The following is a 15,508-nucleotide window of genomic DNA, read 5'->3' on the forward strand; positions in this document are numbered from 1 at the left end:
GCGAACGCGGCAGCATCAACGCCACCACCCGCTCCGGCCCCGCCCCACGCTCCACCAACAACCGCGCCAACCGGTTCGCCCGAGCACTCAACTCCTCGTACGACAGCTCCACACCCTCGAACACCACCGCGACCGCGTCCGGATCGGCCGCCACCCGCGCCGCGAACGACTCCGGCAACGACACCCACGGCACCTCGACACCCGTGGCGTTGCGGCGTACCACCAGCTCGTGACGCTCGTCCTCGGACAGCACATCCAGCCGGCCCACCCGCACATCCGGATCCGCCACCACCACCGACAACAACCGACCGAACCGCTCCACCAGACCCTCGACCGTCCCCCGGTCGAACAGATCCACAGCGAACTCCAGGAAGCCCGTCAGCCCGGCGGGCTCGCCGTCGGCACCCTGCTGTTCGGTGAGGTTCAGCAGCAGGTCGAACTTCGAGGAGCCGGTGTCCAGTTGCTCGACCACGGTGGTGAGCGCGGGGAGTTCGAAGCTGGGGGCTTCGTTGTTCTGGAAGGCGAGCATCACCTGGAACAGGGGGTGCGCGGCCAGGGAACGGGCGGGGTTGAGGACCTCCACCAGATGCTCGAAGGGCACGTCCTGGTGCGCGTACGCGGCCAGGTCCGTCTCCCGGACCCGGTCCACCAGCTCCCGGAACGTCGGATCACCCGACAGGTCGGTCCGCAGCACCAGCGTGTTCACGAAGAACCCGACCAGGTCGTCCAGCGCCTCGTCCGTACGGCCCGCCACCGGCGAACCGATCGGGATGTCCGTCCCCGCACCCATCCGGGACAACAAGGCCGCGAACGCCGCCTGCACCACCATGAAGAGGCTGGCGTCGGCTTCCTGGGCCAGCCTGGCCAGGGACCGGTGCACGTCGGGGCCGATCGTGACCGGGATGGTCTCGCCCTGGTGGGACGCGACGACCGGGCGGGGCCGGTCGGCGGGCAGTTCCAGCTGCTCCGGCAGTCCGTCCAGCGTTTTCGCCCAGTAGGCGAGCTGGCGTGCGAGCGGGGTGTCGCGGTCGTTCACGTCACCGAGGACGCGCCGCTGCCACAAGGTGTAGTCCGCGTACTGCACGGGCAGCGGCTTCCAGTCCGGCGTAGCGCCCATGCTGTGCGCCTCGTAGGCGGCGGCCACGTCGCGGGCGAAGGGGACCATGGACCAGCCGTCGCCGGCGATGTGGTGCAGCACGACGAGGAGCACGTGCGCGTTGTCGTCGAGGGTGAACAGGGAGCTGCGCAGGGGCAGGTCGCGGGTCAGGTCGAAGCCGCGGCCGGCCGCGCGGTCGAGGAGGCGCGGCAGCTCTTCGGCGTTCGTGGGTACGACGTCGAGGGGGACGGCAGGGATGCGGTCGGGGGTGAGGATGTCCTGGTGGGGGGCGTCGTCGGGGCCCTCGGGGAAGACGGTCCGCAGGCTCTCGTGCCGCTCCACGACGTCCCGCAGCGCGGCGGCCAGGGCCTCCCGGTCCAGGGTGCCCGTCAGCCGTACGGCGAACGACATGTTGTAGGCCGAGGAGTCGGCCCCTTCGAGGCGGTTCAGGAACCACAGACGGCGCTGCGCGAAGGAAAGGGGGATCTCGTCGGGTCGCGGGGCCGGGACCAGGGCCTGGACGGTGGAGCGCTCCGCCTCGTCGAGCCGCTGTGCGAACTGGGCCACCGTGGGCGCCTCGAAGAGCGCGCGTACGGGAAGCTCGACACCGAACTCCGTGCGGACCCGGCTCAGGAGCCGGACGGACGTGAGGGACTGCCCGCCGAGGTCGAAGAAGCTGTCGTCGATGCCGGGGACGTCGACGCCCAGTACCTCCGCGAAGACGCGGCACAGCTCCGCCTCCCTGGGGTTGCGGGCCGTGCGGCGAGGCGGTGCCGGTTCCCCGGCCGGGAGCGGCAGGGCCGCCCGGTCGAGCAGATGGTGCGGGGTGACGGGCAGCGCGTCGAGGACGACCAGGGCCGTCGGGGCCTGCGACTCGGGCAGCCGCTCGGCCGCATGGCGCTGGACCGCGTCCGGGTCGACGACGGCGCCGGAGTGCGGCACCACGTACGCCACGCGGACCGGGGTGCCCGCGGCGTCGTCCCGGTCGAGGACGGTCACCTGCGCTACCTGAGGGTGTGTGATCAGGGCGGCCTCGACGGAGGCGAGGTCCGCGCCCGGGTTCGGCACGGCGGTCCGGTCCGCGGAGCCGGCGTGTTCCAGGGCGCCGTCGGCGCGCCAGCGGGCCAGGTCCCCGGTGCGCCGCATCCGCCCGCCGGGCCGGCCGTGCGGGTCGGCGACGAGGAACCCGGCGGTGTCGGCGGGGCGGCCGGGGAAGCCGAGGGCGGCGTCCTCCTCCGTCACATACAGTTCGCCGGTGACGCCGGCCGGAACCGGACGCAGCCGGTCGTCGAGCACATAGGCGCGGGTGCCGGCCAGGGGGCGGCCGAGGACCGCGCTGCCGGTGCCGGGGTCCTCGTCGTCGGCCCGGACGACGGCGGGGACGCCGGACCCGGACGGGATGTGGACGGCGCACAGGGCTGCCTGGTCCAGAGTGTCGCGGAAGCGGGTCGGCAGCCAGGCCGGCAGGGGTTCGCCGGCGCAGACCACGGTGCGCAGGGAGGCACAGGCGGCCGCGTGCTCGGCGAGGAGCGCGGCCAGCACCGTGGGGGTGGTGTGCAGGGTGGTGACGCCGTGGGTGCTGATGTCCGCGGCGAGGGCGGCGGCCGTGCGTGCCGCGTCGCGGTGAGGCGCGTCCGGGACCTGGCCCTGGTGGGGCTGGTCCGGGCGGGGCTGGTCCGGGCGGGGCTGGTCCGGGCGGGGCTGGTCCGGGTGGGGCATCACCAAGGTCGCCCCGCTGCTGAGCGTCCACCAGAGCGCCCACAGGGACGCGGTGCCGTGCAGGGCGCGGTCGCCGGGGGGCTGCGGGTGGCCGGACCGCAGCCGGTCGAGCCGATCGGTGAATGCGGCGTGCGAGGTGGTGAGGCCCCCCGGGTGGCTCACCTGCGCCGGATGCGCGGGCAGCAGGGCGGTCGTGCGGTCCTCGTCGGTGACGTCCGTGTCCGGGAAGCGGGCGAGGATCCCGGCCGTGTCCGGCGCGTCCAGGGCGATGCCGGGCAGGGTGCCCGGGAGCCGGGTGGGGGTGTGGACCGAGGTCACCGCGCAGACGGCTCCCGGGACGTCGCCGGCGCCGGCCGGTGCGTCGGGTTCCGCGAGCAGGCAGGCCGCTCCCGTCTTCGCCACCGCGAGCGCCGCGACAGCCCACTGAGAGGACCGGGGCAGGGCGAGAGCCACGGTACGGCCCGGCCCGGCGCCGCGCTCGATCAACAGGCGGGCGACACGGTTCGCGCGGGCGTTCAGCTCCCGGTAGGAGAGCTCGTCGGCCGCGGAGGTCACGGCGAGGGCGTGCGGCATCCGCCGGACCTGCTCCTCGATCCGCTCGATCCGCTCGGTCAGCGTCGTCGCGGCGCCCGCCTCGCCGGCCGGGCTGCTCCACGTGCCGAGGATCAGCCGGCGTTCGCGCGGCGGCAGCAGGTCCAGCTCGGCCACGGTGCGGCCGGGGTCGGCCAGGGCCGTGGCCAGGGTGTGCTCGAAGCGTTCCAGGTGCCCGGTGAGTTCTTCGGCGGTGTAGAGGGTGTCGTTGCCGTCGAGGTGGATGACGAGGTCTTCGCCGCGGGCGGTGCCGTAGACGTCGAAGGCCAGGTCGTCGAGGGGCCCGTTGCCGAGGTTGAGGAGCCGGGCGGAACACTCGCCGAAGGCGAGGCCGTCGTCCGCGGCCATGATGTTGACCAGCGGGCCGAAGGAGCCCGAGCCGTCCGCGGCGGTCGCGAAGTGACGTTGCAGGTCCTCCTGGCGGTAGCGCTGATGCCGCAGCGCCTCCTTCACGACCTGCCCGGTGCGCGTGACGAGGCCGGTGAAGTCGTCGTCGGCCGAGACGGTCAGGCGCAGCGGGACGACGTTCGCGGTCATGCCGGGGGTGCGGCGGGCCGTGAGGCTGACGCGGGCGGTGACGGGGAAGCCGAGGGTGAGGTCGCGGGAGCCGGTCATGCGGTGCGCGTACAGGGCGACAGCGGCCGTGAGGACCACGGACCAGTGGGTGCGGGCGGCGCGGGCGGCGGCGACGAGCGCGTCGTTGAGCGGCGACGCGAGGCTCGTGGTGGCCCGCAGCGAGGAGCCGCGGGAGGTGGCGGTGCGCCGCGACAGGCTGAACCTGGCGGGGCGGTCGGCGAGCCGGGTCTCCCAGTAGGCGCGGTCCGCGGTGAAGTCCGCCGACGCCCGGTACTCCCGGTCCTCGGCGAGGAGGTCGGCGAGGGAACCGAAGGGCGATTCGCCGTCGGGGTTCCGGTAGATCTCGGCGACGCGGCGGGTGAACAGGCCGGCGCCGTGGCCGTCGACGACGGCGTGATGGGCGCGCGTGTACCAGAGGAGGTGGTCCGGTGCCAGGCGGAACAGGGCCAGCTCGTACAGCCGCTCCGCGAGGAGGTCGACGGAGCGGGCGCGGTCCTCGCGCATCCAGCGCAGGGCGGTCTCGGCGGGGTGGGGGTCCGCCGAGACGTCATGGAACGCCACGGCACCGTCGGGAACGGGCACGGGGGTCTGCCACACGCCGTCCGTGTCCTCGGTGAAGCGGACCCGCAGGGCCTCCGCCTCGTGCAGGGCCGCCCGGATCGCCGCCGTCAGACGCTCCACGTCGATGGCGCCGCGGATCTCCACGCACTGGGCGAGACTGAAGTCCAGGTCCGTCACGCCCAGTTGGTGGGCGAACCAGACGCCCGACTGCGCGGCGGACAACGGCCGGCGAGCGGCTCCCGTGCCAGACACCTGTTACCTACCCCATGAGTCTCGAATCCGGAACGGTGAAAAGGGAAGAACTGACCAGGGCGGGCGTCACCCGCGGCGGCCGCCCTGGCGGAGAAGGGTCCTCAGGCGGGTGTGTCCATGGCGTCGCGCAACGACTTGGGCCGCATGTCGGTCCAGTTCTCCTCTATGAAGTCGAGGCACGACTGCCGGTCGGTCTCGTCAAGGACGACCCGCCATCCTCCGGGGACTTCGATGAAGCCGGGCCACAGCGAGTACTGCTCCTCGTCGTTGAGCAAGACGAGGAACTTTCCCTCTGCATTCTCAAAAGGGTTCGTCACAGCACAACCTCGATTTCGATAATGGGCCGTTCTACCCAGCCCATCACGGGCTTGCATCACTTCGATATCACGGCACCATCTCCCCTTCACGCCAGTCGAGTTGACGGCTCGTAGGGCGCGACCAGGCGCTATCATTTCGCCTACCGTCACGTAACTGCCCTGCGACCGAGGGGAGCATCAGTGGAACTGCACGGCCTTCTGGGAACTTCAGACGGGTACGCAGTCGCCGATTCCTTCGCCCTGTACCAGATTGCGACCGGCCACACCCCGGCCGCGTCGTCCTTGAAAGCGGCGATCAGTGCCAGGGAATTCCGTCTCGTCATACCCTCCGTGACCTTCGCGGTGTCCTGTGCGATGCGCACCTGCTGGGACGAGTACTGCACGAAAGGTCATCAATTCGGCACCGGCGTCCCGGTGCAGAACCTCGTCGACCGGGGTGGTGTCGACATTCTCGAACTCTCCCCGGACGAAGCGGTGTCCGCGGGAAAGCTCTACGCCCGCTGTGCGGACCAGCGGATCGAGGGCGCCGAGGTGCTCGCGGCCTGTCACGCGTCCCACCTGGCGGAGGTGCGCGGCGCGCTGCTGCTCTCCACGTCGCGCGCCGCGTACTGCTATCCGGCCGCGGTCGGGCCTTCCGGCCGGATCGGGGTGATCTGAACGTTCCGGCGGCTCCGGACGGAGCGGGTGCCCTGTCCCCGCCGGTCCCGGGGGGGGTTCAGTCGGCGGCACCGGGCCGGACGTGCCCGGGAAGACGCACCGGATCGCCGAAGAGGGCGATGATGTCGCGTTCGCCGCGGTACGCCTCGCGGCTGTGGGCCGTCCGCAGGTTGTCCACGACGAGTACGTCGCCCTCCTGCCACGGTTCGGCGACCGTGACGGTGGCGTACGCGTCGTTGACGGCCGCGACCACCGGTTCGGGCACGGGTGTGCCGTCGCCGTAGAAGGTGGTGAAGGGCAGCGCGTCCGGGCCGTACAGGGAGACGAGGTACTCCCGGACCGCCGGGTCCATCGTGAACTCGTTGAGGAACGCGATCTGGTTGAACCACAGACGTTCCCCGTGGACCGGATGGCGGACGACCGCCGCCCGGCGCTGCACCGTGCGCAGCGATCCGTCCGGCAGCCAGCGGTGGTCCACGGCATGGTCGCGGCAGTACGCGGACACCGCCTCGGGGTCGTCGGTGCGGAAGGCCTCCGCCCAGCCCAGTCCCACTTCGCCGTAGTGCCGGGCGAGCAGCCAGCCGTGCTCCTCGAACGGGGCCACGAGGTCCGCGGGGAGGGCGTCGAGGACCTGCCGCGCGTCGGCCAGGGCGGTGGCTCCGCCCTGCTGCGGGGCCCGCAGGCAGCCGAAGAGCGCGATGCCCGGCACCTCGTCGGCGTAACTCAGCTCGTGGTGCATGCACATCGGCTCGTCGGCGGGCCACCGTGACGCCGAGTACACGCCGTGGCCGACGTCGTCGCGGACCGCGAAACCCTCCCGCTCCACCATCGGTGTCACTCCGAGGGCACGGGCCACGGCCGCCAGGTCCGCCGGTGCGGCCAGGCCCAGTCCGCGCAGGAGGACGGCGCCGTGACGGGAGAGGAGCAGCCGTACGGCTCGCGCGGGCGGTTCCCCCTGCGCGAGCCGGAGGACCGGCGGGCGCCCCGGTTCCAGGACGAGCCGGGAGCCGTCGGGAAGGACCTCGGACGTCGAGGCCGTCGTCACATCAGTCATCGGTGTCAGCCGTCCCGTTCGGGGAGTCGGTGGCCATGGCCGCGGTCTTGGCGTCGAGGAGCGCCGCCAGGTCCGCCAGCAGCGGGGTCTCGCGCAGCTCCAGGGGCGAGACCGCGCGGTCGAGGCCGATGGCCAGGCGGATGAGGGACAGCGAGGTGCCGCCCAGGGCGTAGAAGTCCGAGGTGCGGCGGATGGTCGCGGCCGGGACTTTCAGGACGTCGGCCCAGAGTCCGGCCAGTCTGCGCTCGGTGTCGCTGCTCGGGGCCGTGCCGTCGGCTTCGTGGGCCGCCGGCCGGTCGTCGGGGGCGTCCGGCGTCTCGGCGATCCGGGCCAGCGCCGTGCGGTCGGTCTTGCCGTTGCCGGTCAGGGGAAGCTCGGTCAGGTGGTGGAAGCGGTGCGGCACCATGTAGCCGGGCAGGGTCTCGCCCAGTGCCGCCGCGAGCCGGTCGGCGGACTGCCCGGTGCCCGTCCAGAAGGCGGCGAGCTGCCGGCGCTCTTCGGTGCCGACCACGATCACCGCGCTGTCGCGTACGCCGGGGATCTTCAGCAGGGCGTTCTCTATCTCGCCGATCTCGATCCGGAACCCGCGGATCTTCACCTGCGCGTCCCGGCGCCCCAGGAACTCCAGGCGTCCGTCGGGCAGCCAGCGGCCGAAGTCCCCGGAGCGGTACATCCGCTCCCCCGGCACCAGCGGATCGGGGACGAAGGCGGCACGGGTGCGTTCCTCGTCGTTGACGTAGCCGCGGCCCACGCAGACACCGGAGAAGGCGATCTCTCCGGGCGAGCCGAGCGGGACGGGCCGCAGTGCCTCGTCGAGGACGTACACCCGCACGTTGGCGATCGGCCGGCCCAGGGGCACCGAGGTCTGGTCCGGTACCCGCCGCATCACCTCGTGGTTGGTGTCGTCCGACGTCTCGGTCAGGCCGTACGCGTTGACGAGCGGCACCTCGGGGCACGTGGCGAACCAGCGCTCGACCAGTTCCTTCTTCAGGGCCTCACCGGTGGCCGACACACACCGCAGCCGGGGCAGCCGCCGCCGGGTGCGGTCGAGTTCGGCCAGCATCGTCTCCAGGTAGGACGGCACCACCTGGAGGATCTCGACGCCCTCCCGGTCCAGGGTGTCGACGAGCAGTGCCACGTCCTGGACGGCGGCCTGGTCCACGATGACGGTACGACCGCCGACGGCGAGTGCCGCGACGAGCTGCCACAGCGAGATGTCGAAGCACTGGGGCGCGGTCTGCGCCACCACGGTGCCCTCCGCGACCCCGAGGTCCTCGATCTTGGCGAGGAGGTGGTTGAGGAAGCCCGCGTGCTCGCACACGGCGCCCTTGGGGGTGCCCGTGGAGCCGGAGGTGAAGTACAGGTACGCGCTCTGGCGGGCCGCGACCGGTACCTCCGGATCGGTCACCGGGCCCGGGACGGCGAGCAGTTCCTCGACGTGGCCGGTACGCAGGCCGGGCAGCAGGGCCGCGGCGGTGTCGAGGGCGGGCGAGATGCCTCGGCGGGTGAGGACGTGCCGGCAGTCGGCCCGCCGGAGCATGTCCGTCACGCGGTGGGCGGGGAACTGCGGCTCCACCGGGAGGTAGACGCCGCCGGCCTTGAGGACGGCGAGCACGGACGCGAGCCACTCCAGGTCGCGTTCCATGACCACGCCGACCACGTCCTCGGCGCGCAGCCCGGCTTCCAGCAGGGTGTGCGCGATCCGGTTGGCGCGCTGGTTGAGTTCCACGTACGTCCAGGCCCTGGTGTCGTGCACGGCGGCGACGTCGTCGGGGCGGAGCCGCACCCGCTCCTCGAAGAGTTCGTGGACGCGCCGGTCGGGCAGCTGCCGCACGGGGCCGGCGAACTCGTGGATCTGGAGAGCGATTTCCTCTTCCGGTACGGGGCTCCACTCGTGGTGGGGGGTCTGCGGTGCCTCGGCGAGCGCGCGCAACGCCGCGAGCAGGTACGTGGCGAAGCGTCCCGCCTGATCGCCGCCCATGGCCCGCGGACGGTGGCGGAGGACGAGCGTCAGCGCGTCGCCGTCCCGGGACAGCCCCGCCGCGAGGACGGCGTCCGCCGGAAGGTCTGCGTCGCGGGGGGCGCGTCCCGCGACGCAGACCGCGTCGAAGAGGGGGCCCCGGGGGCCGGGTCCGGCTCCGTCGGGGGACGGCGGTGCTTCCGGGTAGCCCGGAAGGTGCCGGAGCAGCTCCGACTCGGCGCGTGCCACGTCGGCGAGGAGCCGGGACCAGGTGCCGTCGGCGACGGCCACCGGGCAGGGCACCGGCCCGCCACCGGCGTGCGGCCGGTATCCGCAGACCACGGCCCGGTCGGCGGTGACCTGTGCCAGCACCTTGGCACACGCGGCGAGGACGGCGGTGTCCAGTGTCACCGCGGACCGCTCGCACAGCTGCCTCAGGGCGCGCGCGGTCGCCGGAGGGAGGGTGACGTGCACCGCCTCGACCGGGCCGGGCGTTGCGCGCCGGCCGGCCCCTCCGGCGGGCCGCGGCTCGTTCCCCGGCCACCGGGGCAGCGGCGTGTACCCGCTGCCCGTGAGCACTCGCTGCCAGAACGCTCCAGGCGGCCCTGTCTCCACACCAGTACCTTTCTGCGCCGGGCGGCCCGGGCCCTGACGGCCCGTTCCGCCGACACCGTGGACGTTAAGCGGGTGGTTTATCGCCGGAATATCGTTGCCGGACCTTCCGGGAACTCCTCGTTCACGAACGGGCCAGCTGCGCCTCGGAAAGGCGGCCGAGGGCGGCGTACCGATCGTCCTCGGTCTCCTCCGCGAGCGCCTTCTCCCGGGCGCACAGACGCACCAGTTCGTGGAACGCGTAGTGCAGCGTTCCACCGGGCCCCACGCCGGCCACCCGGACGAAGTGCATGTCGAAGAGCTGCTCCATGGCGTCTTCGGCGTCGGCCGGGTCGACGGCGAGCAGTGTCGCGCCCGTGTCCGCGGTGAAGTACGGGGTGTCGAGGAGCCCCAGCATGCGGCAGGTGCGGGCCGCGGCGGCGGTCAGGCCGCTGTAGGCACGCTCGAACCCCGCCCGCAACTCGACGCCTCCGGCGCCGAGTTCCTCCAGTCGCCGGTCCGCCGCGGCGAGCCGGTACACGAAGTGCCGTACGGACCAGTGCGGTTTGGCGATGAGGCGCCCCGCGGCGGCGCGCAGCGCGAGTGGCAGACCGCCGCACAGGCGGCACAGCTCCCGCACGGCCCGCGGGTCGTCCAGGACGCGTCGTTCGCCGACCATCCTCGTCAGCAGGTCGGCGGCCTCGGGGAGCGGCAGTGCGTCCAGGTCGACGCGGACCACTCCGCGGCCGACGGCCAGCGGGTCCTGGCGGCCGTCGGTGGTCACGAGGAGCCGCGAGTCGCCGTAGCCGGGCAGGAACGGCTGGACGTGCGCGAGCGTCCTCGCGTTGTCGAGGACCACCAGGACGCGGCGCTCGGCGAGCAGGCTGCGGTAGAACGAGACGCACTCGTCGAGCCGTTCGGGCACACTCTTCGCTGGGATGCCGAGGACGCGCAGGAAACGGTGGAGCAGCGAGTGCACCGTGGCCGGTTCGTGGCTCCACTCGTACTGGGAGAGGTCGGCGTAGAGCAACCCGTCGGGGAAGGACTCCCAGGCGCGGCTGGCCCAGTGCACGACGAGACTCGTCTTGCCCACACCGGCGGTGCCGGCCACGACCCCCGTCCGGGTCGGCGGTCCGTCGGACGAGACGGTCAGCAGGGCGTCGAGCGCCTGGAGTTCCGCGTGCCGTCCGATGAGGTCCGGGACGTCGGCGGGCAGTTCCGCCGGGATGGTGCGGCGGTCCGGGTGGGGCGCCGCCTCGGCGTGCAGGGCGAGTCCGGGCTCGTCCTGCAGGATGGCGTTGTGCAGCTGGTGGATCGACGCGCTGGGCTCCATGCCGATCTCGTCGACGAACCGGCGGCGCCAGCTGCGGAATCCCTCGGCCGCCTCCGCCCTGCGTCCGCAGCGGTACTGGGCCAGCATCAGGCTGTGCCGCAGCTTCTCGTGCAGGGGGTGGTCGTCGGCGACCGCGGACAGTTCGGGCAGCACCTCGTTGTGGCGTCCGAGTGACAGCTCCGCGTCGAACAACGCCTCGTAGACGGTGAGGCGTTCGGCTTCCAGGCGGGTCGCCTCGTCCTCGACGAGCTGCCCGGCGACGCCGCACAGGGCGGGCCCGGTCCACAGGTCGAGCGCCTTGCGGTAGAGGCCGACGGCGTCGTCGAGGCGGCTCTGCCGCGCGCTGTCGGCGGCGTCGGCGGCCATGGCGGCGAAGTCACGGACGTCGAAGGAACAGGTCTCGGTCAGGAGTTGATATCCCGGGTGCGTGGTCAGGATGACCGGTTCCTTGACATCCGCCGCACGAAACGCCTTACGCAAAGCTCCTATGCAGATGGCCACTTGTGTACGGGCCGTGGTGGGCGGTCTGACCCCCCAGACCGCATCGACCAGACTGTCCACGGATACGACTCTGCCCCAGGCAAGGGCGAGCATCGCAAAGATGGTGCGCTGCCGTGGTCCGGCAATCACCACCGGGCGGCCATTGACGGTCGCCAGGAGTGTTCCCAATGCCGATATCGCTACGCGTTGACAGCCGGTCACTTCCAGTTGGTCGGCATCACAAGAGGTCATGCCAGATTTCCCCCATTATCCCGCCTGTTATTCCCTAGCAAGTGGAACTGTGGATCACTATAGGCACACGTCTCACAGTGTGGGCCGACCCCATGGGTGGCCCGTCGGCGCCTGTGTCGGAGTGGGGTGGACGCCCGGGTCAGCAGCGCACGCGGAGCCGGGTCAGACCCCGAGTGGCCGCGGCGGGCTTCCAGTGCAGGCCGTCGATGTCCTCGGCGAGCGCGAGGCGGGGGAAGCGGTCCAGCGTCAGGCGGATCACCGTGGCGAGCTGGAGTCGCGCCAGGGGGGCACCCAGGCACCGGTGCACCCCGTGCCCGAACGCGAGATGGGACCCGGCCGGCGTGCTCTCGGACCTGCGCAGGCTGCGGTTGGCGCCCATGAGGAAGACCAGGACCGGCTCCCCCGGGCGGATCGTCACGTCCGCCACCCGCACGGGCTCGGTGACCGCGCGGCTGAAGCTGAGGGGGGCCGAGGAGTTGGTCTGCAGCAGCTCTTCCACCTCGGTGGCGACGAGGCCGGGGTCGGCGCGCAGGGCGTCCGCGCGCGCGGGGTCGTGCAGCAGGCTCAGGAAGGCGAGGGTGATCTGGTCGGCGGTGGAGTCGTACCCGGCCATCAGCAGCGACAGCGCCAGGGTGACCAGCTCACGGTTGGTCAGTCTGCCCTCGGTGTCGGCGACCTGGATGAGGGCGCTGATCAGGTCGTCGCCCGGCTCACGCCGCTTCCGCCCGACGAGCTTCGCCATGTAGTGGGTGATACGGAAGGCGCGGGCCCGGTTCTCCGGGCTTGCGCCGTCCAGGTCGAAGAGGACGGGCACCCATGCGCGGAAGCTCTCCTGGTCGGTGACCGGGATACCGAGCATGTGACAGAGCACGCTCAGCGGCAGCGGCGCGGCGAGGCCGGCGACCAGGTCGGCCGGCTGGTCGCCGGCCGCCAGCTCGTCCAGGAGTTCGCGCACACGGTCCTCGATCACCGGGCGCAGCGCGGTGATCCGGCGCTCCGTGAAGGCCCCGGCCACGATCCTGCGCAGCCGGGCGTGCGCCTTGCCGTCCAGGCTGATGATGGAGTCGGGTGACGGGTCGATGCTGGCCACCCTGGCCACGTCCGGCGCCAGGGCGGCCGCGCGGCTGAACCGCGGGTCGGCGAGCACCTGGCGGGCGAGCCGGTAGTCGGACACGGCCCAGCAACCGGCGCCGTTCGGCATGCGCACCCAGCGGATCGGTGTGGTGTCGTCGGGATCGCAGGCGATCGGCAGCGGGCCCGTAGGCAACCCCTCGGGTACGGCCGGCTCTTCGAGTGCGGCTCGCGAATTCTGCATCGGCAAATCTCCCCGTGATAATGCGCCGCCGTCCACCATGCGCATGGGTTTTATCGCTTCGTTTTCACTCATCTATCGCCGTGCGGGCCGGGGTAGTTGACGCTTGCCACGGCGGGGATCGTGGCCTAGGGTCCCGATTCATCACGTACACGGCGGGTCTGCGGCCGAGCACTCTGCCGGGCACGCCCAACAGTTCGCTCGTGCACACTCCCGTCGGAAATGCCGCGAGCAGCCCGCTTTCGCCGTCGACCAGCGTGCGGCGCCTGCCCGCATTCACGGTGAAAATGCGCCGCTCACCGCCCCGGTAAACCGATGGCGCGCGCTTCTCTGGTCATTCCTGGAAGGACGTCCGATGTCCGATCTGCACGACGAGGTAGCCCAGCGGCTTTCGGATACGCTCGGCATCGACAAGTCGATCATCACCCCCGACGTGACCTTCGTCGAGCTGAGGATCGACTCACTGGCCCTGGTCGAGTTCTCGGTGGTCCTGGACGAGGAGTACGGGGTCCCGCCGCTGGAACTGACCCCGGACAGCACCATCGGTGAGGCGGTGGCCCTGGTGGCGGCCGCCATGGACGGCACGGCCGAGGCCACGTCGTGAGCGCCCGTCCCGCCGTGGCGGTGACCGGCCTCGGCCTGGTCTCCCCGTTGGGTACCGGCCTCGACGCCACCTGGGACGGACTGCTCGCGGGGGTCTCGGCGGCCGCGACGGACAGTCTGCTGGAGGGGCTGCCCGTCGACTTCTGCTGCGCGGTGCCGGACTTCGACGCGGACGCGCTGCTGGGGCGCGCGCTGGCGTGGCGGCTCGAACCGTACGCGCAGATGGCGCTCGTCGCGGCCCGGCAGGCCGTCGCCGACGCCGGCCTCGACCCCGCCTCCTGGGACGGTGCCCGGGTCGCGGTCGTGCTCGGAGTGGGCGGCACGAGCACCCGCCACTTCGACAAGCAGTTCAAGCAGTTCGCCGCCGAGCGCCACGACCGTGTCTCGCCGCTGTTCATACCGCGCTGCCTGACCAACCTGGCGGCCGGTGAGATCAGCGGCGACCTGCGGGCGTTCGGCCCCAGTCTGAGCGTGAGCACGGCCTGTGCCTCGGGCGCCACGGCCATCGGCCTGGGCCGTGATCTGCTGCTCTCCGGCAGTTGCGACATCGCGGTCGTCGGCGGCGCCGAATCGGGGCGGTCCCGCGCCACCAGCGTCGGCTTCAGCCGTATGGGGGCGCTGTCGACCCGCGTCGCGGCACCGGCCGAGGCGTCCCGTCCCTTCGACGCGGACCGGGACGGCTTCGTGCTCGGCGAGGGCGCGGGCATCCTCGTGCTGGAGCGGGCGGACGACGCGCGGGCGCGCGGCGCCCGCGTCCACGGCCACGTCGCGGGCTTCGGAGCCTCCGCCGACGCCTACCACTTCACCACGCCCGATCCCGAAGGACGGGGCACGGAGCTGGCCACGCGCACGGCGCTCGCCGACGCGGGCATGACGGCCCGCGACATCGGGCACATCAACGCCCACGGCACCGCGACCCAGCTCGGCGACGAGGCGGAGGCGGCCATGCTCGGCCGGGTCTTCCCGCACGCTCCTCCGGTGACCGCCACCAAGAGCCTGACGGGACACGCCCTGGGTGCGTCGGGCGCCCTGGAGGCGGCCTTCACACTTCTGACGCTGGCGCACCGGCGGGTGCCGGCCACCGCGAACCTGGACCGGGTGGACGCGGCGGCCGGCGCGCTCGACCTGGTCGTGGAGAAGCCCCGGGACGTGGTCGCGGGCGCCGCGCTCAGCACGTCCTTCGGTTTCGGCGGCCAGAACGCGGCCCTCGTGCTGACGGCCGCCTGAGGGTCGCCTGACCTGCGCCGCCCCGACTCCGCCCGTTTCCCCCGCACAGGAGGTTCCCGCTCATGGCCAGCATCGGCGTCGCCCCGCACGTCGGCCTCAAATCCGCCTACGAGAGGGACGGTTGGTGCGAGCCGCCGTACCGCTTCGGCGACGCCGCCGTGGCGCTGCTCCGGGAGCGGACCCTCGCCATCAGCCGCGAGCGCAGGCCGGAGGTGGTGCACGAGAAGGACGGCGGGACCGTCCGGGCGATCCACGGCTGTCACGCGTTCGACGAGGTGTGCGCGGCGCTCGTGCGCCATCCGTACCTGGTGGGGCTCGCCGAGGAGCTGATCGGCGGCCCCGTGTACGTGTACCAGTTCAAGGTCAACCTGAAGCAGGCCCACGAAGGGGCGGCCTGGCCGTGGCACCAGGACTTCGCGTTCTGGCACGAGGAGGACGGCATGCGGCGTCCGGACGCCGTGAACATCGCCATCTCGCTGGACGACGTGCACGAGGACAACGGGCCGCTCATGGCCATCCCCGGTTCGCACCGCCTGGGCCTGCTCGACCTGCCCGAAGGCCGCGCGGACGGCGCGGAGTCCGACTGGCGCAGCCATGTCTCCGCCGACCTCGCGTACACCGTGGACGCCGACCGGGCCCGCGCGCTCGCCGAGGAGAGCGGGCGGAAGCTGTTCGTGGGCCCGCGGGGCTCCGTCCAGGTCTTCCATCCCAGCATCGTCCACTCGTCGTCGAACAACGTGTCGGCGGACCGTCGCGCGCTGCTGCTCATCACCTACAACGCGGTGGCCAACGCCCCGGTGCGCCCCACCCGTCCCGCGTTCCTGGTCTCACGCGACACCACCGCCGTCGCACCGCGCGCCGACGAGCGTCTGGCTCTCCAGGCGCTCCCCGATCCCACCGTGTCTCTCTGAGACGCCGAGCAGAAGG

General features: G+C 72.4%; 10 protein-coding genes. 4 read left to right on the plus strand and 6 right to left on the minus strand.

Annotated features, from left to right (window positions below):
* Together ACZ7KF_RS00005 and ACZ7KF_RS00010 are read right to left on the minus strand one after the other, a co-directional pair.
* A partial coding sequence (locus ACZ7KF_RS00005) for a condensation domain-containing protein (RefSeq protein ID WP_471067458.1) occupies nt 1-4,795 on the minus strand: 4,795 nt, incomplete at its 3' end.
* 101 nt (nt 4,796-4,896) lie between these two features.
* Entirely contained in the window at nt 4,897-5,112 is a 216-nt protein-coding gene (locus ACZ7KF_RS00010; protein ID WP_471067461.1) for an MbtH family protein, read from the minus strand.
* Between the two features lie 180 nt (nt 5,113-5,292).
* Between ACZ7KF_RS00010 and ACZ7KF_RS00015 the strand changes: the two genes are divergently transcribed.
* Complete coding sequence (locus ACZ7KF_RS00015) at nt 5,293-5,769, plus strand: hypothetical protein (protein ID WP_471067462.1); 477 nt, start codon at nt 5,293-5,295, stop codon at nt 5,767-5,769.
* Between the two features lie 58 nt (nt 5,770-5,827).
* On the opposite strand, the gene ACZ7KF_RS00020 is transcribed toward ACZ7KF_RS00015, so the two are convergent.
* The 4 genes from ACZ7KF_RS00020 to ACZ7KF_RS00035 all read right to left on the minus strand — a co-directional run bounded on the left by ACZ7KF_RS00020 (nt 5,828) and on the right by ACZ7KF_RS00035 (nt 12,754).
* The gene (locus ACZ7KF_RS00020) at nt 5,828-6,823 is read right to left on the minus strand and encodes a TauD/TfdA family dioxygenase (RefSeq protein ID WP_471067463.1); all 996 of its coding nucleotides are present in this window, start codon (nt 6,821-6,823) and stop codon (nt 5,828-5,830) included.
* A complete protein-coding gene (locus ACZ7KF_RS00025) occupies nt 6,816-9,257 on the minus strand; it encodes a non-ribosomal peptide synthetase (protein WP_471067466.1) in 2,442 nt (813 codons plus the stop codon). The genes ACZ7KF_RS00020 and ACZ7KF_RS00025 overlap by 8 nt, the downstream gene beginning before the upstream one ends.
* Nucleotides 9,258-9,519: 262 nt before the next feature.
* Entirely contained in the window at nt 9,520-11,439 is a 1,920-nt protein-coding gene (locus ACZ7KF_RS00030) for an AfsR/SARP family transcriptional regulator (protein WP_471067468.1), read from the minus strand.
* 139 nt (nt 11,440-11,578) lie between these two features.
* Nucleotides 11,579-12,754: a cytochrome P450 gene (locus ACZ7KF_RS00035; protein WP_471067471.1), complete on the minus strand. Its 1,176-nt coding sequence runs from the start codon at nt 12,752-12,754 to the stop codon at nt 11,579-11,581.
* A 352-nt stretch (nt 12,755-13,106) separates the two neighbouring features.
* On the opposite strand from ACZ7KF_RS00035, the gene ACZ7KF_RS00040 reads away from it, so the two are divergent.
* The 3 genes from ACZ7KF_RS00040 to ACZ7KF_RS00050 all read left to right on the plus strand — a co-directional run bounded on the left by ACZ7KF_RS00040 (nt 13,107) and on the right by ACZ7KF_RS00050 (nt 15,492).
* Entirely contained in the window at nt 13,107-13,355 is a 249-nt protein-coding gene (locus ACZ7KF_RS00040) for an acyl carrier protein (protein ID WP_471067474.1), read from the plus strand.
* Entirely contained in the window at nt 13,352-14,581 is a 1,230-nt protein-coding gene (locus ACZ7KF_RS00045; protein ID WP_471067477.1) for a beta-ketoacyl-[acyl-carrier-protein] synthase family protein, read from the plus strand. Before ACZ7KF_RS00040 ends, ACZ7KF_RS00045 begins: the two co-directional genes overlap by 4 nt.
* A gap of 62 nt (nt 14,582-14,643) precedes the next feature.
* Nucleotides 14,644-15,492, plus strand: a complete 849-nt coding sequence (locus ACZ7KF_RS00050) for a phytanoyl-CoA dioxygenase family protein (protein WP_471067480.1) — start codon at nt 14,644-14,646, stop codon at nt 15,490-15,492.
* Nucleotides 15,493-15,508: the final 16 nt, after the last annotated feature.

Source organism: Streptomyces sp. NPDC038200 (assembly GCF_055600785.1).

Excerpts from the sequence above, each read along its gene's own strand:
- ACZ7KF_RS00020 (WP_471067463.1), bottom strand. The coding sequence starts at position 6,823 with ATGACTGATGTGACGACGGCCTCGACGTCCGAGGTCCTTCCCGACGGC.
- ACZ7KF_RS00035 (WP_471067471.1), bottom strand. The coding sequence starts at position 12,754 with ATGCAGAATTCGCGAGCCGCACTCGAAGAGCCGGCCGTACCCGAGGGG.
- ACZ7KF_RS00030 (WP_471067468.1), bottom strand. The coding sequence starts at position 11,439 with ATGACCTCTTGTGATGCCGACCAACTGGAAGTGACCGGCTGTCAACGC.
- ACZ7KF_RS00040 (WP_471067474.1), top strand. The coding sequence starts at position 13,107 with ATGTCCGATCTGCACGACGAGGTAGCCCAGCGGCTTTCGGATACGCTC.
- ACZ7KF_RS00050 (WP_471067480.1), top strand. The coding sequence starts at position 14,644 with ATGGCCAGCATCGGCGTCGCCCCGCACGTCGGCCTCAAATCCGCCTAC.